Below are 17638 nucleotides of genomic sequence, written 5' to 3' on the forward strand. Positions count from 1 at the left end.
ATAAAAACTCACCTTTTTGGGTGAGTTTTTTATTTTACTTTTGCAAAAACTACAATTAGTGTCATTCAAATCAAAATTTTTAACCTTTTTTAAAATTGTTTTTCCTTCTTCGTATGTAGAATTAGGATTATTCGTATTCTTTATTGTTGTTTACGGCATATTCGGAACCTATTTAGCGCAACATTACCGCATTATTTTTGACTCAAGAATTCCTTGGGACGGATATTTCAGTTTCGATAATAAAGCTATCGTAATGAGCGGCGGAAGCTTCGAAAGACATCCTTTATCTTATTATTTTTTCAATTGGATTCGGGAGTTGGCATTTTATATTTCTGATGGAAAAACAGGAAGTAATTTCAGATTAACATTAGCTTGGTTGAGTAATATTACCATCAGTTTAAGCCTGATTCAGATCTACAAATATTTAAAAAGCATCACCTATCTTCCCATAGGATTAAATCTGTTGATTGTTGCTTTCTTCAGTGTTTTTTCAACAAATATTTTATTGTCATTCACTCCGGAAACCTATACTTACACCTTATTTTTATTGGTATTATTCAATTATTACACAGCAATAAAATTTAAAAAAGATCAAAAAATTGCCGGTTCAGCTTTGGTTTTGGCAGGAGTCACGATTGGAGGATTAACCGTAACAAATATTGTAAAAGTTTTCATTCCGATTGCATTTGAAAAAGACATTTTTAAAAGTTGGAAAAAATTCGGTAATGCAGTTTTCAGAGTTGTACTTACTTGCGTAACTTTTATCCTTCTTTATCTTTACCGAATCGATTTTAAATACAAAAATATACTTTCAAAATCCGGAGAGCAGTACGAGAAATTTTCTAATGTAAAATCTACTCCGACCTGGGATATGATTTACTCCTATTTCTTTGGTGGAAGCATCCTTTTTCCAAACTTTTTTATCCGTGAAAAACATAATATGAAAGGTTTTTACTATAAAGCGCTTTTCATGGATGTTTACACTTCAGTTATCCCCTATTTGTTCATCGGATTACTTTTAGGACTTGTTTTATGGAGCTATTTTAGAAATTTCAAGAATAAATTGGTGCAAATCATCATGCTTTCTTTATTGGTTGACATTTTAATTCATTGTGTTTTCAGATTCGGGCTTCATACTTCTTACATTTACGGAGGACATTTTGTTTTTGTTTTTCCTATTATGTTGGGGTGGCTCTTTTTTTCTTACAGAGAATCACCAAAAATGATGTCAGCTTTCACAGTAGTCATTGGAGTAATGTTGGTGTATTTACTCCTTAACAATTACATGAGAATGTGGGAATTTTATGATTTTGTTAATCAATTTTACAGATAAAAAAGGCTGAGAAAAATATTCTCAGCCTTTTAATTTTATTTAGTTAAATTTTTATTTTGCTTCTGCACAGAAAACTCTGTACTGAATTGGTGTTGCAGATTTAAAATACTCCTTTATTCTAGCCAAATCGCTTGCTGCGCTTTGTTTTGTGAAATAACTTCCTGCCAAAATTTTATAATTTGGCCTTAAAGAAGCATCCGTTTCAACCTTTAAATTTGGAAATCTTTTTCTGAAATAAGCTTTAATTTCATTCGCTTCGTCATTACTTTTCACAGTCGTAATCTGAATTTTGAATCCTAATATTCTAGGATTTTTTCTACAGATTTCAGCATTGGTCAATTCTCTGCTAGGAACAAATATTTTCGTTGGTTTTGTAGGAGCATCATCGTCAATACCGGAAGAAACTTTTGTTGCCGTAGTCTTTGCACAGCGATCTTCAATCGCCGATAAAGCTTCACTTACACGAGAATCCATAGTAATGGTCAGTTCAGTTCCAGATAGTGTATCTTTCTTCACAACCTGCTGTGCTTCAAGAGTATAAAAACTCATTAAAGAGAGTAGCGAAAATATTTTGATGAAATTTTTCATTTAAACTTATTTCCGCAAAGTTATAATAATTTAAAAAATACAGCAAACACAGTTATTTAGAATAGTTACAAATTAAAGCTATATGACATTTTACCTTTTGTTAAAGCCGTTAAATTCTTCTTAAAAATATTATTTTTGCGGGATTGATTACACATTCAATATTTACTAACATAAGACAATTTAAATGATTAGTTGGAGAAAGCATTATAAAAAAGGGCTGATTGCGATAGGTTTATTGCTATCAACGAGTGCTTCAATTTACGGGCAAGACGGCGATCCTAAAAATGGCGAGAAACTTTTTAAGGCAAACTGTACGGCATGTCACGCTTTAGGAAAACAGGTTGTAGGACCTGATTTGAAAGGAGTTGTAGACAGGTTGAAAACCGAACAAGGTTTGGATACAGATTGGCTTCACAAGTGGATTAAAGACAACAAAGCACTTAGAGCTTCTGGCGATAAGTATGCTAATGAAGTTTTTGAAAAATTTAATAAGACTGAAATGCAGGTCTTTCCAAATCTTACAGATAAGGATATTGATGACATTTTAGCTTATACAACTAATCCTCCTGCTGAGGAGCCTAAAGTTGATCCTGCTGCAGCCACTGCAACAGGTACAGCAAATGCTGCACCAGCAAACAATACAACTTCAAGTATTGTAATCATTTCGCTTATTGCTATCGCTGGTTTATTGGTTTGGATCTTAATCAAACTAAGACAATTGGTAAAATTAGGTCAGTCTGAAGAACTTACTGGGCTTAATGAAACTAGAGTAAAATCTTTCAGTGAAATCTACGAAAAGTACCACTTTATAGGTAAAGGTCTATTGGCTATACTAGCTATTTTAGCGACTTACGGTATCTGGAACTGGATCATGTGGATCGGTGTTTACAAAGGATATAAGCCTGAACAGCCTATCTACTTCTCTCACAAAATTCACGCTGGAGAAAATAAAATTGACTGTCAATTATGTCACTCAAGTGCTAAGTACGGTAAAGTATCTGAAATTCCTTCTATGAATGTTTGTATGAACTGTCACAGAACAATTTCTGAATATAACGGTAAATATATTGAGCCAGGAAAAGATAAAGCATTCTACGACGGAGAGATCCAGAAGATTTATGCAGCAACAGGTTGGGATTCTGCAAAACAGCAATACACAGGTAAAACAACTCCTGTAGAATGGACAAGAATCCACAATATGCCAGATTTCGTTTACTTCAACCACTCTCAACACGTAGTAGCAGGTGAGCAAGCGATTATCAATTCATTCAACAAGAAAAATCCAGACAATAAAATCGACGTAGTTTGTAAAGCTTGTCACGGAAAAATCGATACAATGAACGTTGTACAAATGGCGAACGATTTCACTATGGGATGGTGTATCGAATGTCACAGAACAACCGAAATTGATATGAACAACGGTTATAATAAAGAATACTTCAAAAATCTACACGAAAAGCTTAAAAAGCAATACCCGAAAGATGGTGGTAAAATCACTGTAGATGCAATTGGAGGTCTTGAGTGTGGTAAATGTCATTATTAATAACTAAAAAATTAGAAGTATAAAATGGCTTCAAACAAAATACAATTTAGAAGTATTCACGAACTTAAAGACCCTGCCTTAACAGGTAAGCTGGCTCTTAAAGAGTTCCAAGAAGAAATTCCGGTAGAAGATTTTCTAGAAAGTGCCGAAAAAACTGACGGTACCTCTAGAAGAGATTTCCTAAAATTATTAGGATTCTCTACAGCAGCAGTAACTTTGGCTGCCTGTGAAGCTCCGGTAATCAAAACGATTCCTTATGTAGTGAAACCACACGAAATTATTCCTGGGGTTCCAAATTACTACGCTTCAACATATTTTGACGGTTTCGACTTCGCAAGTGTTTTAGTAAAAACAAGAGAAGGTAGACCCATCAAAATCGATCCGAACCCGGCAGCTGGAGATTTAGGTAAAACTAACGCAAGAGCTCAGGCAAGTGTACTTTCACTTTATGATAATGATAAAGTAAAGCAACCTAAGCTTGACGGTAAAGACGAAACTTTCGATAAAGTAGATGATTTCGTTTTGAAAGGATTAAACGAGGCTAAGTCTGCAGGTAAAAAGATTGTTCTTTTATCTCAGTCTTTCGCTTCACCTACATTCAAAAAATTATTTGCTGAATTTAAAGCAAAATATCCTACGGCAGAATTAGTAACTTATGATGCTTTCCCTCACTCTGCAGCTTTAGATGCAGCTCAGGAAGTTTTCGGACAAAGAGCATTGCCTGTTTACGATCTTAAAGGATCTGAATTGGTAGTTGCTTTCCAGGCTGATTTCCTAGGAGATTTTAATGCAGCTAGCTTAGAAACTTCTTATGCAGCAGCAAGAGTTCCGGGACCAAACATGTTGAGACACATTCAGGTTGAATCTAACATGTCTTTAACGGGTGCAAACTCAGACTCTAGATACAGAGTAAAACCAAGTGATGTAAACAAGGCTTTGGTTGAAGTTTACAACGCTATCGTTACAGGATCTGCACCGACAAGTAAAGTTGCTACAGAAATTGTAAAAGAATTGCAGGCTAAAGGAAGCAAAGCTGTTGTTTTAGCTGACGGTTCTAAAGCGGCACAGGTTTTAGCACACTTAATTAACCAAAAATTAGGTTCAGTTGCTTTCACAGGTAAAGCAAACTTCTTAAAAGAATTTGATAAAGCAAGATATCAGGAATTTTTAGGTTGGGTAAATGCAGGACAGGTTGGTGTATTGATTACAAACAACGTTGACCCGATTTATTCTAACAACAAAGGTCAGGATTTCAAAAAATCTTTGGCAAAAGTTCCTTATGTAATTGCTGTTACAGATAAGAAAAACGAAATGTATAAAGCAGCAAAAGCTGTAATTCCGGTAGCTAACTGGCTAGAATCTTGGGGTGATATGGAACCTCAGACTGGAGTTTATACATTGATGCAGCCGACTATCCAAAAAATTTACAAATCAAGACAGATCGAAGAATCTTTATTGGTTTGGAAAAACGGAAAAAACAATGCTGCAAACAATTACTACGATTACTTAAAAGCGAGTGCGGCTTCTCTTCTAGGAGCAACTTCTTTCAACAAAGCTTTATACAACGGTATTGTTTCTTCTAATAATGCAACGATGTTGTCTTATGCTGGTGGAAACGGTGCTCAAGCTGTAGCTGAATTAGGTAATTTTAAAGCTTCAGATTTAGAATTAGTACTTTATACAAAGACTTCTATCGGAGACGGAACTCAGGCAAACAACCCTTGGTTGCAGGAATTACCAGATCCTATTACAAGAATGTCTTGGGATAACTACTTAACAATTTCTACCAAAGATGCTGAAAGATTAGGAATTGAAAACAGTCTAAATGCTAGAATGCAGTTGGATGGTTCTCTTGTAAATCTTACAGTAAACGGAGTAAAAATAGAAAACGTACCAGTATTCATTCAGCCAGGTCAGGCAGACGGATCTGTTGGTCTTGCTTTAGGATATGGTAAAAAAGATTCTGGAACTACTGCAGATACAGGGGTAAATGCTTATCCTTTATTTGACGGTTCAAACTTAGTGATTTCAAACGTTTCAATTGAAAAAACGGGTGAAGAGCACGAGTTTGCAGGAGTACAGCTTCAGAATACATTAATGGGACGTTATGAAATTGCAAAAGAAGTACCTTTAGCAGAGTTTATTAATGTACCTTTCGATGACGAACATAAAGGATGGAACAAGCCTTTGGAATATCACACCATCAGCGGAGCTCTTCCAGCAGGTAAAATTGACCTTTGGGATGCTTTTGATGATACAGATGGTCCTCACTTCAACTTATCAGTAGACTTAAACTCTTGTACGGGTTGTGGAGCTTGTATTATTGCTTGTCAGGCAGAAAACAACGTTCCTGTAGTTGGTAAAGAAGAAATCAGAATGTCGAGAGATATGTTCTGGTTGAGAATTGACCGTTACTATTCTTCTGAACAAAAAGTTACTGTTTATGATGGTCTTAAACAAGGAATGGCAGTTCCTGAACTTTACGGAAGTAATTTATTAGGTATTGAAGGAGCATTAGAAAACCCAGCAGAAAATCCAGATGTGATCTTCCAGCCGGTAATGTGTCAACACTGTAACCACGCTCCATGTGAAACTGTTTGTCCGGTAGCGGCAACTTCTCACAGTAAGCAAGGACAAAACCACATGGCTTACAACAGATGTATCGGTACAAGATATTGTGCAAACAACTGTCCGTACAAAGTAAGACGTTTCAACTGGTTTACCTATAACTTGAATGACAAGTTCGATTTCAACATGAATAACGATCTTGGAAGAATGGTTCTTAACCCTGATGTTGTTGTAAGAACAAGAGGGGTAATGGAGAAATGTTCAATGTGTATTCAGGAAACTCAGGCAACTATTTTGACTGCGAAGAGAGAAAACAGAAAAGTAACAGACGACGAATTTAAAAATTCTTGTGCTTGTGCAGCAGCATGTTCTACTGGAGCAATGCAGTTTGGAGATATGAATGACAAAGAATCTTCAGTTAGAAAATTATATTCTAGCAACAGAAGATATCATTTACTTGAAGAGATCGGAACCAAACCAAATGTGTTCTATCACGCTAAAGTAAGAAATAGAGTATAAAATAAAGTTTAAATAATAAATAGGTAAAAAATGTCAGGACATTACGAAGCTCCGATAAGGGAACCTCTGATTATTGGTCACAAAACTTATCACGATATCACAGAAGATATTGCACGACCTATCGAAGAAAGAGCAGGTAAATTATGGTGGATCTCACTATATGCAGCCTTAGTTCTTTTCATCTACGGATTCGGCTGTATCGCTTATACTATCGGAACAGGTATTGGAGCATGGGGGCTTAACAGAACTATTAACTGGGGTTGGGATATTACCAACTTCGTATGGTGGGTAGGTATCGGTCACGCCGGAACCCTAATCTCAGCAGTATTATTATTATTTAGACAACGATGGAGAATGTCTGTAAACCGTTCTGCGGAAGCAATGACAATCTTCGCAGTTGTACAGGCGGCAATCTTCCCGCTTATTCACATGGGTAGAGTTTGGGTAGGATATTGGGTATTCCCTCTTCCTAACCAGTTTGGTTCTCTTTGGACTAACTTCAACTCTCCTCTACTTTGGGACGTATTTGCAATCTGTACGTATTTCTCTGTATCAACAGTATTCTGGTTTATCGGATTGATTCCTGACTTTGCTATGATCAGAGACAGAGCTAAAACTCCTTGGACTAAGAAAATTTATACGCTACTATCTTTCGGATGGGGTGGAAAAGCAAAACACTGGCAGAGATTTGAAGAAGTATCTTTGGTATTGGCAGGTTTAGCAACTCCACTTGTATTCTCAGTACACACTACGGTATCTTTTGACTTCGCAACTTCAGTTATTAAAGGATGGCACTCTACGATCTATCCTCCTTACTTCGTTGCTGGAGCAATCTTCTCAGGATTTGCAATGGTACAAACACTATTGTTAATTGCTAGAAAAGTTTGTCACTTGGAAGATTACATCACTATGTATCATATCGAAATTATGAACATCGTAATCGTTCTTACAGGTGGTATGGTAACGGTAGCTTATGCAACTGAGTATTTTATCGGATGGTATTCTGGTTCAAGATATGAAGACTTTACTTACCTTTCACCAGGTGCTGCAGTAGGACCATATTGGTGGGCGTTCTGGGCGTTGATTATCTGTAACCTTGTTATCCCGGCATTGTTCTGGTTTAAAAGAGTTAGAACAAATATTATTGCAACATTTATCATTGCATTAATTATCAACATCGGTATGTGGTTTGAGCGTTTCGACATCATCGTAATTAACCTTTCAAGAGATTACTTGCCTGGTTCTTGGACGATGTTTAAACCAACCATTATTGACGTAGGTGTATATTTAGGTACAATCGGATTCTTCTCTGTATTATTCTTATTATACGCAAGAACATTCCCTGTAATTGCACAGGCAGAATTAAAATCGATCTTGAAAATCTCAGGTGAAACTTATAAAGTAAAAGAAGGAGATGAGCACCACTAAAATTGTATACGGACTTTATGCTGACGACGACGATTTAATGAACGGCGTTAAAGCATTCAACGATAAAGGAATTGCAATAAACGAAGTTTATACCCCATTTCCTGTTCACGGCCTAGACAAAGCTTTAGGTTTAAAGAAAACCAGAATTTCTGATGCTGCTTTCATTTATGCACTTTATGGAGTTTCTATAGGTTTGACGGTTACTTGGTACATTATGAACCATGACTGGGCACAAAACATTGGTGGTAAACCATCTTTTAGCTGGGTAAACAACTTCCCTGCTTTTATTGACCCGATGTTTGAATTGATGGTATTCTGTGCTGCACACATGATGTCTCTTACTTTCTTTGTAAGAAATAAAATGTATCCTGGAGCTCCTGCACAAAACCCAGATCCAAGAACTACAGATGATAAATTCCTTATGGAGTTTGTAACTGAAGATGTAGAATCTGTAAAGCAGTTGCTTATTGAAACGGGAGTAGAAGAAATAACTGTTAAAGATGCTTAAAATGAAAAAGAATGTATTAAAAATTACAGCAATTTTAGGTTTAACTACAGTTTTACTTAATTCTTGCGGACCAAATGAAAATGCACCTCTAGTATATTTCCCGGATATGTATTTCCCAGTGGCATACGATCCGTTGATGAAAGCTCAAGATGCTTATTCAGATCATGAAAATGAAATTCCTGCATTTGTAAGAAACAACGGTGCAACTGGCCTTGCTCCTGTAGAAGGTTCAGTAGCTCAAAATAAAGATGGAGTATTTGAAGAAGGTAAACTTCCTAAAACTCCGGACGAATATAACGCAGGTTATGATGCTTCAAAAGCAATAAGCGCTTCTCCTCTTAATCCGGCTAATGCAGCTAAAGATATAGAAAGAGGTAAAATGCTTTTTGATCGTACTTGTTCAGCTTGTCACGGAACTGGTGGTGACGGACAAGGGCCAATCGTACAAAGCGGAGCTTATTCTGGTGTACCAAATTATGCAGATAGAGAAATCACTGTAGGATCTGTACATTATGTATTAACAAACGGTAGAAATGCTATGGGATCTTATGCAGGACAATTAAATCCTGGAGACAGATGGAGAGTGGCAATGTATGTAATGAGTGCTTTCAAAAAAAGCGCAGCTCCGGCTCCCGCAGCAGCGACAGCAACAACTGAGACTACCGAAACTAAAAAATAAGAAAAGAAATGTATAGTTTTTCACCAAAATTAAAATCAACTTCTATTATCCTTCTTGTTGTAGGTTTAGTTTTATTTGCTGCAGGTTTCTTTTTAAATAAAGGAATTACTACAGAAAAAATAGAACACATGATGGAAGCAGTGCATTCTGCTGGTCATGATTCTCCTACACATTCAAGCGAAATGGTAGGACCTCAAGATCATGCTGCTCACCTAGAGCACGCAGAAATGCAGGTTCACAATCAGCCATTAGCTTCAATTCATTTTGTAGCAGTATTTTTCTTCGGAGTAAGCTGTTGTGTATTGTTCTTTTACTGTATTCAACATGCCGCTCACGCAGGTTGGCCAATTATTATCACGAGAGTGATGGAAGCTATTGCTTCTTACATTCCTTGGGGGGGTGCTATTTTAGTAATCTTGATGATTCTTAATATCACACACAACGGTCACCTTTTCCACTGGATGGATCCTGAATTAACAAAAGAAGGATCTCCACACTTTGATGTCATCTTATTTGAAAAGAAAATATTCTTAAATATTCCTTTCTACGCAGTAAGAACTTTAATTTATGTAATTGGAGCTTCATTCTTCGCTTGGAAATTAAAAGCTCAGTCTAAAAAAGTAGACGATACAAAATCTTTGGTTGAGTATCAATTCCTTTACAGATGGGCAGTAGGATATATCGCATTCTTCGGGTTTGCTTCTGCAGCTTGGGCTTGGGATTGGTTGATGTCTATTGACCCTCACTGGTATTCTACAATGTATATTTGGTATTCAATGGTTAGCTGCCTTTCAAGTGGTATTGCGGTAATCATTCTATTAAGTGTTTATCTTAAGAAAAATGGTTTCTTACCACAGTTTAACGATAATCACTTGCACGATTTAGGAGTTTTCCTTTTCGCTACAAGTATGCTTTGGACGTACACTTGGTTTGCACAGTTCATGTTGTATTGGTATGCAAACATCCCGGAAGAAGTAAATTATTTCTTCGGAAGATTTGAGCACTACTCTCCTACTTTCTTACCAATGCTTGTTGTAAACTTCTTATTACCTTTATTGGTATTAGTAAGTAGCAGCATCAAGAGAAACTACAAAGTAGTAACTACAATGGCAATCATTGTAATCTTAGGTCACCTTTTAGATTACTTCAATATGGTAATGCCAGGAACAGTAGGACCTTACTGGAATACTCCGGAAGTTCTGTTATTAGTATTGGGTTCTATTTTATTTATCGCAGGATTGTTTATGTTTACAGTGCTTTCAGCATTAGCTAAATTGAAACTGATTCCTACAGGTAACCCTTACTTACACGAATCTGAAATTTATGAGTATCCTTTCTAAGGACTTGTAACAAAATAAACTTTAAAAAGACTGATTTTAATAATCAGTCTTTTTTTTGCACATAATCAAAAAAAGCTAGGCAACCATTTCAAAAATATTTCGTCATAAGAGTAGACTTTAATGCTTACCTTTTAAACTAAATTAAAAACTATGAAAAAAACTTTTCTTTTAAACTTTCTGTTGATCGTTCTATTCAATGTAGTCAATGCGCAAAGCATTACTTTTGTTTCAGAAAAAACAGACGCACCACTTCCTAAAGTTTCGGTATTTGGAAAAAACGGAAATATTTTGGCAACATCAGACATCGATGGGAAAATTGAGAAATCAGCACTCTCTCCCGAACAGGAAAAATTTCAGTTGGTGTATGACAACATTTCTATAGCCACTTTATCATTTAACGATATCAATAAAGATATTGTAAAACTAAATGACAGAGTAAAAGATATCGAAGCGGTTGTCATTAAAAACAATAAACCTGCAAAATATGTTCTAGTAAAAGGAAATTTTAATGCTTATCTAACCGTAAATGGTAGACTAAACTGTTACTTGGATGGAATAGCCACTTATGTTTTCGATAACAAAACAAAAAAATTGAAAAGCACGAATGTGCAACAATACAGAGTTTTCAGATTAGAAAATCCGTCAACCGACAGAAAACAAACCGGACTTCTAGATTACAATGCATTTTTAGATCTTCCTAAATTACCAAATGTCGGAAATATTGAAGAGTACAAAAATAGAAAAGCGGTTATCAAAGAATTGAAAGGAAAAACAAAAGACGAAATAGAAATCAGCGGAACTGCTTTACAGGAAAAAGAAATGGCTCTTTTTGGATACAGACTTTATGATATTAAAGCATTAATTAATCATTCTTATGAAAAAGACTCTAAAAAAGATTTGAGAGATTTTTTAGAATCAAACGAGATTGGTTACATTAAATTTAAACATAAAAGTGAACCAGATTACAACCAGCTTATTTCTTATAAAAACTTTTATCCAACAGAATTAGATTTCAGCGATGATAATGATGTGGAAGGAGAAGTGAAATTAAATAAAAACTACAGCAACTACAAATCAAATTATTGGCAGGATGCGTCTTTTCCAAATATGCAGGCAATTTTCAGCTCATTCTTCAAAGATGATTTAAAAGAAAAAGAAAACAAAAAATAAAAAATCAGTTTTAATAAAGGTTTTACTAAATTTGCCATAAACCATAATTAAAATGAAAAAGTTTTCTTTGCTACTCATCTTCAGCTTGTTGCTTTTCACAGCATGCAAAAAAGATCATGTAGATGCAACAACGACACAGACTTTGCAGTCGAGTATCAATGATATGGCGTCTGATCTTACCACCATTAAGCAGATAAAATTTAATGAAGCGCTTTATATTCTTAAAACTTTCGGTGTAGAAGCAGAAGGCGATGTAAACGAATTGAAAGCATTGGGTCAGTTGATTAACGGCAAAAAAGTGCCAGAAATATTATCATTGGCAGATCAGGTTGCACAGCAAAACGGTATCGAATGGGCAAGTACAGCTCCGCCATCATTAGGTGAAATGAATATCTTTGGTGACGAAACCGCTAAAGAAAGTGATCCGAACGATGTAAGAGCGAGCTCATTAAGCATTCTTACCCAACTTTCAGGAGACACAGGAAATGGGCCAACTGCAATGCAAATCGTTCCAAGATTGGTTGACAATGCAGGAAATCCTATTGCGTTTACAGGTGCCGGTTTAGAAACTACGTTAGAAGTATTCAGTAACGGTGTAAAGCTTTCAACAGCCAAAAACCTAATGCAGGATAATAATTTCAGAGGTTTTAGTCTTAAGTTTTCATCTTTATTGGCTTCAAAAATTGTTGATAATAAAATTGATATTACCGTTTCGGTAAAAACCACTGCGAAGACTTTCAAAATGTCGAAAATTGGTTTAGATGTAAATCCTTCAGCTTTAAAAGTTCCTGAAGTACCAAAAACAGATTCTACAATGATTGTTCAGGATCCGAATGCGGTAATTGACCCAAATAATCCGACAACTCCGCCAACAACGGGTACAGATCCGGCAACAGCAGTTCCGTCTCAACCGAAACAGCCGACTGCAGATCCTAAAAATACGGTAAGTAAGTTTTTAAATAATGTAAGTTCACAAAACTTAAAAGCAGCTTTCGATTCTTCAAGTAACCCAAGTTGGGGATCTTACGAATCGTTCTCAAACCCTACTTCAGGTTTTGGAGCTGTAAAAAATGTAAGTGTTAAAAACATTTCTACAAACGGAACCGGCACCAATTCATCAAGTGTTAATGCAACATACGATGTGACCGATAAAAACGGGAAAACGACCTCCTTAAAGGTTACTTTCGGTCTTAAAAATGTAAACGGAGAGTGGAAAATCTCAAGTTATAAGATCAATCCTTAAAATATGGCATCTCAGGAACTCATTAAAAAACTGGAGGAAACCATAGAAAACATTCCTGATTTTCCGATTCCGGGAATTCAGTTTAAAGATATTACACCGATTTTTCTTAATCCTAAATTGTATGAAGAAGTAATCGAAGATCTGGTAAAATTCAGTAAAGGAAAAGTAGATGCAGTCTGTGGAATTGAAAGCCGCGGTTATCTTTTCGGAATTTCAATTGCAGTCGCTTTGCAAGTTCCATTTATTTTGATCAGAAAAAAAGGAAAACTTCCACCACCGATCATCTCAGAAAAATATGATCTGGAATATGGAAGCGCAGAAATAGAAACCAGAGAAGGACAAATAAAAAAAGGACAACGAATTTTAATTCATGATGATCTTTTAGCAACGGGAGGAACAACCGAAGCAGCAGCAAAACTGATAGAAAAACAAGGCGCAGAAGTCGTTCAGTTTAGTTTTTTAATCGGGTTAAAAGATTTAAATGGTGACGAAAAACTTAAAAAGTTTAATGCTGAAATCTATCACACGTTAGAATATTAAATTTAGTAAAGAGAGTTCAAATAAATCAAAAAATAACAATTCTCTATTAACAATTCACAATATTTACAAGTCTTTCATTCTCTTTTATTAATAATACAGATAAAGATTTTGTAAATCACTCAGAAACAATTAAATTTGCAATTCAATTTTTTAAGAATTTATGGCAAAATTGGGAAAAAATGCTCCAAATGAGCAAGAAGGTAAAGAAACAGTGGAATTCTTTAAAGACCTTGACAGAGAGGCTTTAAACACAGAAAGATTCCTAGAAAAATATCAGAAACCATTAAGCATTGCTTTTGGGGTTGTTGTTTTAGGGGTTTTAGGCTTTTTCGGATACCAGCAATTTGTGGTAGCTCCAAAGAATGCTGAAGCTGTAAAAACTTATTTAGCAGCACAAAAAAACCTTACAGAAGGTAAAGATAAAGAGGCTTTAGGTGGAAAATCTGCAGCTAATCCTGGATTTTTAGGAACTTATAACGAATATTCTTCTACGAAAGTGGGTAAACTTTCTGCTTACAACGCAGGTTTATTAAAATTAAAAGAAGGAAAATTTCAGGAAGCTCATGATCTTTTAGACAAATTTTCTTCTGATAACAAAACATTGATGGCAATGAAGTTTGGCGCAATGGCAGATGCAAAATCTGGTCTTAATAAAAATGACGAAGCTTTAGCATTATTAGACAAAGCGGCTTCAGCATCTGATGATCCTTATACTTCTTATTATTTTACAAGAAAAGCAGGGATTGTAGCTTTAGGAATGAAGAAAAATGCGGAAGCTAAAAAATACTTTGCAACAATCGACGAAAAATATCAGGACTACGACAACGGAATGTCTGATTCTTATATCGAAATGACTAAATATTTAAATTAAAACATGGCAACAGTTAATCTTTCAGATTACAAGCCACTTAATATAGCCAATGCCGAAGATTTTTCTATCGGCATTGTTTTTTCTGAGTGGAATGACTTTGTAACATACAATCTACGCGATGCAGCTTTAGAAATTCTAGAAAAAGAAGGTGTAAAAGCTGAAAACATAAAACAGTTTTCCGTTCCCGGAGCTTTTGAATTAAATTACGCAAGCATGCAGCTTTGCAAAGAACGAAAGTTTGATGCTGTAATTGCAATCGGATGTGTCATCAGAGGAGAAACTCCTCATTTTGATTTCGTTTGTGATGCCGTTGCGCAGGGAATTAAAGACTGTAATATTTTAACCGATACTCCAACCATTTTCTGTGTGTTGACAGATGACACAAAAGAGCAATCAATAGCAAGAAGCGGTGGTGATTTAGGAAATAAAGGTGTTGAAGCAGCAGTTACGGCTTTAAGCATGATCAATTTTAAAAGAAATCTTTCTGATAAAAAAGGAAACATCGGTTTCGGAAATTAAAATCTGAATCTATTGAAATAAAAAAGGAGCTTTTTACAGCTCCTTTTCTTGTATGTAAATTTTATTTGAATCTATCAAATGAGGGATAAACCTACTCTGGTTATTGGTAATCAAATGTACGCTTTCTCGGATCCCAATTCCGGCAGATTCTTGCCCGATTACCCAACTTCCAATGACAGGATAATTCCCGTCGAAGTTTGGAAGCTCAAATAATTGCTGGTAAATAAAACCTTCTTTGCCGTAATCACCGCTATTTTCTTCTACCGCAACATTATTTTTAAATAAACTTACGTTATCTCCTTCTCTGGAATAGATGGGTTTTTTAACGAAGTCTGTCAAATGTTTTGGTTCAAAATAACATTCCAGCAAATACGGATGATTAGGAAATAGTTCCCAAAGAATCGGCAAAATAGCTTTTGAGGAAAGAAGAACTTTCCAGGCAGGTTCCATCCACTGAGATCTGAAATTATTACGGATTAATTTCTCGCCAAAACCATCTTCCAGGATCCATTCGTAAGGATATAGTTTAAAAATATACTCCATAATGGTTTTGTCTCCGGCAATGAATTCTTCAATATCTTCTGCCCAACCAATATCTTGGATAGGAATAAATTCTGTTTCAAAACCTGCTTGTGTAGCACAGTCCCGTAAATACTCTACATTGGTTACATCTTCAATATTCGTTAATGAAGCAAAATAAATATAATGCGGATTCATATATTTTTTAAGATACGTCCAATAATCGACCAGCTTTTCATGAATAGAATTGAACTGATCTTTGTAGGGAAACATTTCCTGCAGCCAATACCATTGAATGACCGAAGCTTCGTATAAAGAAGTCGGCGTGTCTGCATTGAATTCGAGAAGCTTCAGGTTTTCACCATCAAAACCAAAATCAAACCTCCCGTAAATCGAAGGATGATCTTCTTCCCAGCTTGTAATAATATAATTTCTAAAAGATTCCGGAATATTAAATTTGTCCCAAAGATTTTTTTCAATAATATAATCTACAGCCTGAAGACACATCTGCCACAATTCGATCGTTGCGTTTTCTATTTTGTTGATTTCATCAGATGAAAATTCGTAGTAATGACTTTCATCCCAGTAAAGCCCTTCCAAAGAATGATAGCCAAAGCCGAGGTTTTCAAGTTTATGTTCCCAGTTTTTTCGGAATTGTGATTGTATTCTTTTCATAATATCTAAGATGATGCTCTGAAACCACTTTTTCCCAATCCTCCTCTCACCACATTTCCTTTATAAGTACTTCTTCCTATATTAGATTTTGTGCTGATTGCATTACTGTAATATCCCGCTTTTTGATAAGCACCATTGCTGTATGCTCCATAAGGTCGGAAGGCATGATACAGCAAAAAACCAGTCATAAAACCATGCGATCTGGAATAAGATGCAGTAGTATCTGATCTCATGTACACCTTTTTCTCTTTATCCCATTGATTTTTGGGCTTTTCCTGAGAACAGGCAGCAAGAATTCCTGTGACGAAAAGTAATTTTATAGAACTAGACTTTTTCATTACTGAACGGTTATATAAAATTCGTAATCCTTTTTCACTTTAGCGTTATGCTCATTTCCGGCCTCATCTTCCACAGTCTGTAATGTATCTCCCAAACTCGGAATAGTATCTCTTTTTATAATTTCTTTAAAGAGTTTATTATTTTTCCAGATCTTATGTTTTGTTATTAAAACATCTGCAGTATCGATGTGCTGCACAGAAAGCTCGGTTTCGATTGCCGATTTTTTATCAATATCTTTTACTTCATCTTCTTTGGATTCACTGTCGTTACAGGCAGTAATACCCATTAAACTAAAAAACAAAAGAGCAATTTGAATTTTTCTCACTTTAATTGTAATTTTTGACAAAAATATTATTTAAAATTTTAACTTTACTCTTAAAATTATTTTAATATGAAATGGACTGAAGACCGAAGTACAAATGTAGACGACAGACGTGCTTCAGGCGGTAGCGGAGGAGCAATTGTTGGTGGCGGATTAGGCACAATAATTATCGCTGCTATTGTATTTTTCTTAGGTGGTGATCCTTCTGCAATTCTTTCTTCCGGAGTTTCAAATAACGGAGCGCAGACTGAGCAAAGAGAGCTTACAGAAGCTGACAAAAAAATTGGTGAAATGATCGAAATGATTACCGCCGAAAACGAAGAAACCTGGACTAAAGTTTTCGCAGAAAATGGCCTTCAATATCGACCGGCAAGAGTCGTTTTATTCAGAAGCAACACAGATTCCGGATGTGGATTAGCACAATCTGCAATGGGTCCGTTTTATTGTCCGACAGATCAGTCAGTTTATATGGATATGAGTTTCTTTAATGAGCTACAAGAGAAATTTGGCGCAAAAGTAACCGAATTTACCGTTGCTTATGTAATGGCTCACGAAATGGGACATCACGTACAAAATCTTTTAGGAACTTTAAACGAAACCGATAAAGCAAGACGTAGCGGAAAATATTCTGAAGCACAGCTTAATCAAATTTCTGTAGCAACAGAACTTCAGGCAGATTTTTATGCCGGACTTTGGTCTAGAGTTACGGGTGACAGAGAAAAATCATTTATTGAACCCGGAGATTTAGAATCAGCACTTAATGCTGCAGAAGCAGTTGGTGATGATAACATCCAGAAGAGATCACAAGGTTATGTAAATCAGGAAAGCTTTACTCATGGCTCATCGGCACAGCGTAAAGAATGGTTTATGAAAGGATATAATTCCGGAGACATCAAACAGGGTGACACTTTTAGTCAACTTTTAAGATAAAAAA

Annotated in this window: 17 protein-coding genes; 13 read left to right on the forward strand and 4 right to left on the reverse strand. The window is 35.7% G+C overall.

Annotated features, from left to right (window positions below):
- Positions 1–58 precede the first annotated feature (58 nt).
- Positions 59–1333: a DUF6080 domain-containing protein gene (locus FDY99_RS09620; protein WP_139421066.1), complete on the forward strand. Its 1275-nt coding sequence runs from the start codon at positions 59–61 to the stop codon at positions 1331–1333.
- A gap of 51 nt (positions 1334–1384) precedes the next feature.
- Here the strand turns inward: FDY99_RS09620 and FDY99_RS09625 are convergent, their stop codons facing one another.
- Positions 1385–1921, reverse strand: a complete 537-nt coding sequence (locus tag FDY99_RS09625) for an SPOR domain-containing protein (RefSeq protein ID WP_139421068.1) — start codon at positions 1919–1921, stop codon at positions 1385–1387.
- Positions 1922–2105: 184 nt separating this feature from the next.
- Here FDY99_RS09625 and FDY99_RS09630 point away from each other — a divergent pair, with 184 nt between their 5' ends.
- From FDY99_RS09630 to ribH, 11 genes are all read left to right on the forward strand, one after another.
- Positions 2106–3464 (forward strand): c-type cytochrome, encoded by a 1359-nt coding sequence (locus FDY99_RS09630; RefSeq protein ID WP_139421070.1) that lies wholly within the window; start codon positions 2106–2108, stop codon positions 3462–3464.
- A 24-nt stretch (positions 3465–3488) separates the two neighbouring features.
- Positions 3489–6551 (forward strand): TAT-variant-translocated molybdopterin oxidoreductase, encoded by a 3063-nt coding sequence (locus FDY99_RS09635; protein WP_139421072.1) that lies wholly within the window; start codon positions 3489–3491, stop codon positions 6549–6551.
- A 30-nt stretch (positions 6552–6581) separates the two neighbouring features.
- Entirely contained in the window at positions 6582–7979 is a 1398-nt protein-coding gene (gene nrfD, locus FDY99_RS09640; RefSeq protein ID WP_139421074.1) for an NrfD/PsrC family molybdoenzyme membrane anchor subunit, read from the forward strand.
- Entirely contained in the window at positions 7966–8487 is a 522-nt protein-coding gene (locus tag FDY99_RS09645) for a DUF3341 domain-containing protein (protein ID WP_074230686.1), read from the forward strand. Before nrfD ends, FDY99_RS09645 begins: the two co-directional genes overlap by 14 nt.
- Positions 8480–9166, forward strand: a complete 687-nt coding sequence (locus FDY99_RS09650) for a c-type cytochrome (protein WP_074230685.1) — start codon at positions 8480–8482, stop codon at positions 9164–9166. The genes FDY99_RS09645 and FDY99_RS09650 overlap by 8 nt, the downstream gene beginning before the upstream one ends.
- Positions 9167–9174: 8 nt before the next feature.
- On the forward strand, positions 9175–10506 hold the full coding sequence (locus tag FDY99_RS09655; RefSeq protein ID WP_074230684.1) for a quinol:cytochrome C oxidoreductase: 1332 nt from the start codon (positions 9175–9177) through the stop codon (positions 10504–10506).
- Between the two features lie 150 nt (positions 10507–10656).
- Entirely contained in the window at positions 10657–11676 is a 1020-nt protein-coding gene (locus FDY99_RS09660; protein WP_139421076.1) for a hypothetical protein, read from the forward strand.
- A gap of 52 nt (positions 11677–11728) precedes the next feature.
- Positions 11729–12919, forward strand: coding sequence for a hypothetical protein (locus tag FDY99_RS09665; protein ID WP_139421077.1), 1191 nt, complete (start codon positions 11729–11731; stop codon positions 12917–12919).
- Positions 12920–12922: 3 nt separating this feature from the next.
- On the forward strand, positions 12923–13459 hold the full coding sequence (locus FDY99_RS09670; protein ID WP_139421079.1) for an adenine phosphoribosyltransferase: 537 nt from the start codon (positions 12923–12925) through the stop codon (positions 13457–13459).
- A gap of 160 nt (positions 13460–13619) precedes the next feature.
- On the forward strand, positions 13620–14330 hold the full coding sequence (locus FDY99_RS09675) for a YfgM family protein (protein ID WP_074230680.1): 711 nt from the start codon (positions 13620–13622) through the stop codon (positions 14328–14330).
- A 3-nt stretch (positions 14331–14333) separates the two neighbouring features.
- The gene (gene ribH / locus FDY99_RS09680; RefSeq protein ID WP_139421081.1) at positions 14334–14849 is read left to right on the forward strand and encodes a 6,7-dimethyl-8-ribityllumazine synthase; all 516 of its coding nucleotides are present in this window, start codon (positions 14334–14336) and stop codon (positions 14847–14849) included.
- Between the two features lie 33 nt (positions 14850–14882).
- On the opposite strand, the gene FDY99_RS09685 is transcribed toward ribH, so the two are convergent.
- The 3 genes from FDY99_RS09685 to FDY99_RS09695 are packed head-to-tail and all read right to left on the reverse strand — an operon-like array spanning position 14883 to position 16728.
- Positions 14883–16043 (reverse strand): glutathionylspermidine synthase family protein, encoded by a 1161-nt coding sequence (locus FDY99_RS09685; protein WP_185148723.1) that lies wholly within the window; start codon positions 16041–16043, stop codon positions 14883–14885.
- Between the two features lie 5 nt (positions 16044–16048).
- A complete protein-coding gene (locus FDY99_RS09690) occupies positions 16049–16381 on the reverse strand; it encodes a hypothetical protein (protein ID WP_102979634.1) in 333 nt (110 codons plus the stop codon).
- Complete coding sequence (locus tag FDY99_RS09695) at positions 16381–16728, reverse strand: hypothetical protein (RefSeq protein WP_074230677.1); 348 nt, start codon at positions 16726–16728, stop codon at positions 16381–16383. Before FDY99_RS09695 ends, FDY99_RS09690 begins: the two co-directional genes overlap by 1 nt.
- Positions 16729–16773: 45 nt before the next feature.
- Between FDY99_RS09695 and ypfJ the strand changes: the two genes are divergently transcribed.
- The gene (gene ypfJ, locus FDY99_RS09700; protein WP_139421084.1) at positions 16774–17634 is read left to right on the forward strand and encodes a KPN_02809 family neutral zinc metallopeptidase; all 861 of its coding nucleotides are present in this window, start codon (positions 16774–16776) and stop codon (positions 17632–17634) included.
- The last annotated feature ends 4 nt before the right edge of the window (positions 17635–17638 follow it).

The sequence above is a fragment of the Chryseobacterium mulctrae genome (genome assembly GCF_006175945.1).
GTDB classification, from domain to species: Bacteria; Bacteroidota; Bacteroidia; order Flavobacteriales; family Weeksellaceae; genus Chryseobacterium; species Chryseobacterium mulctrae.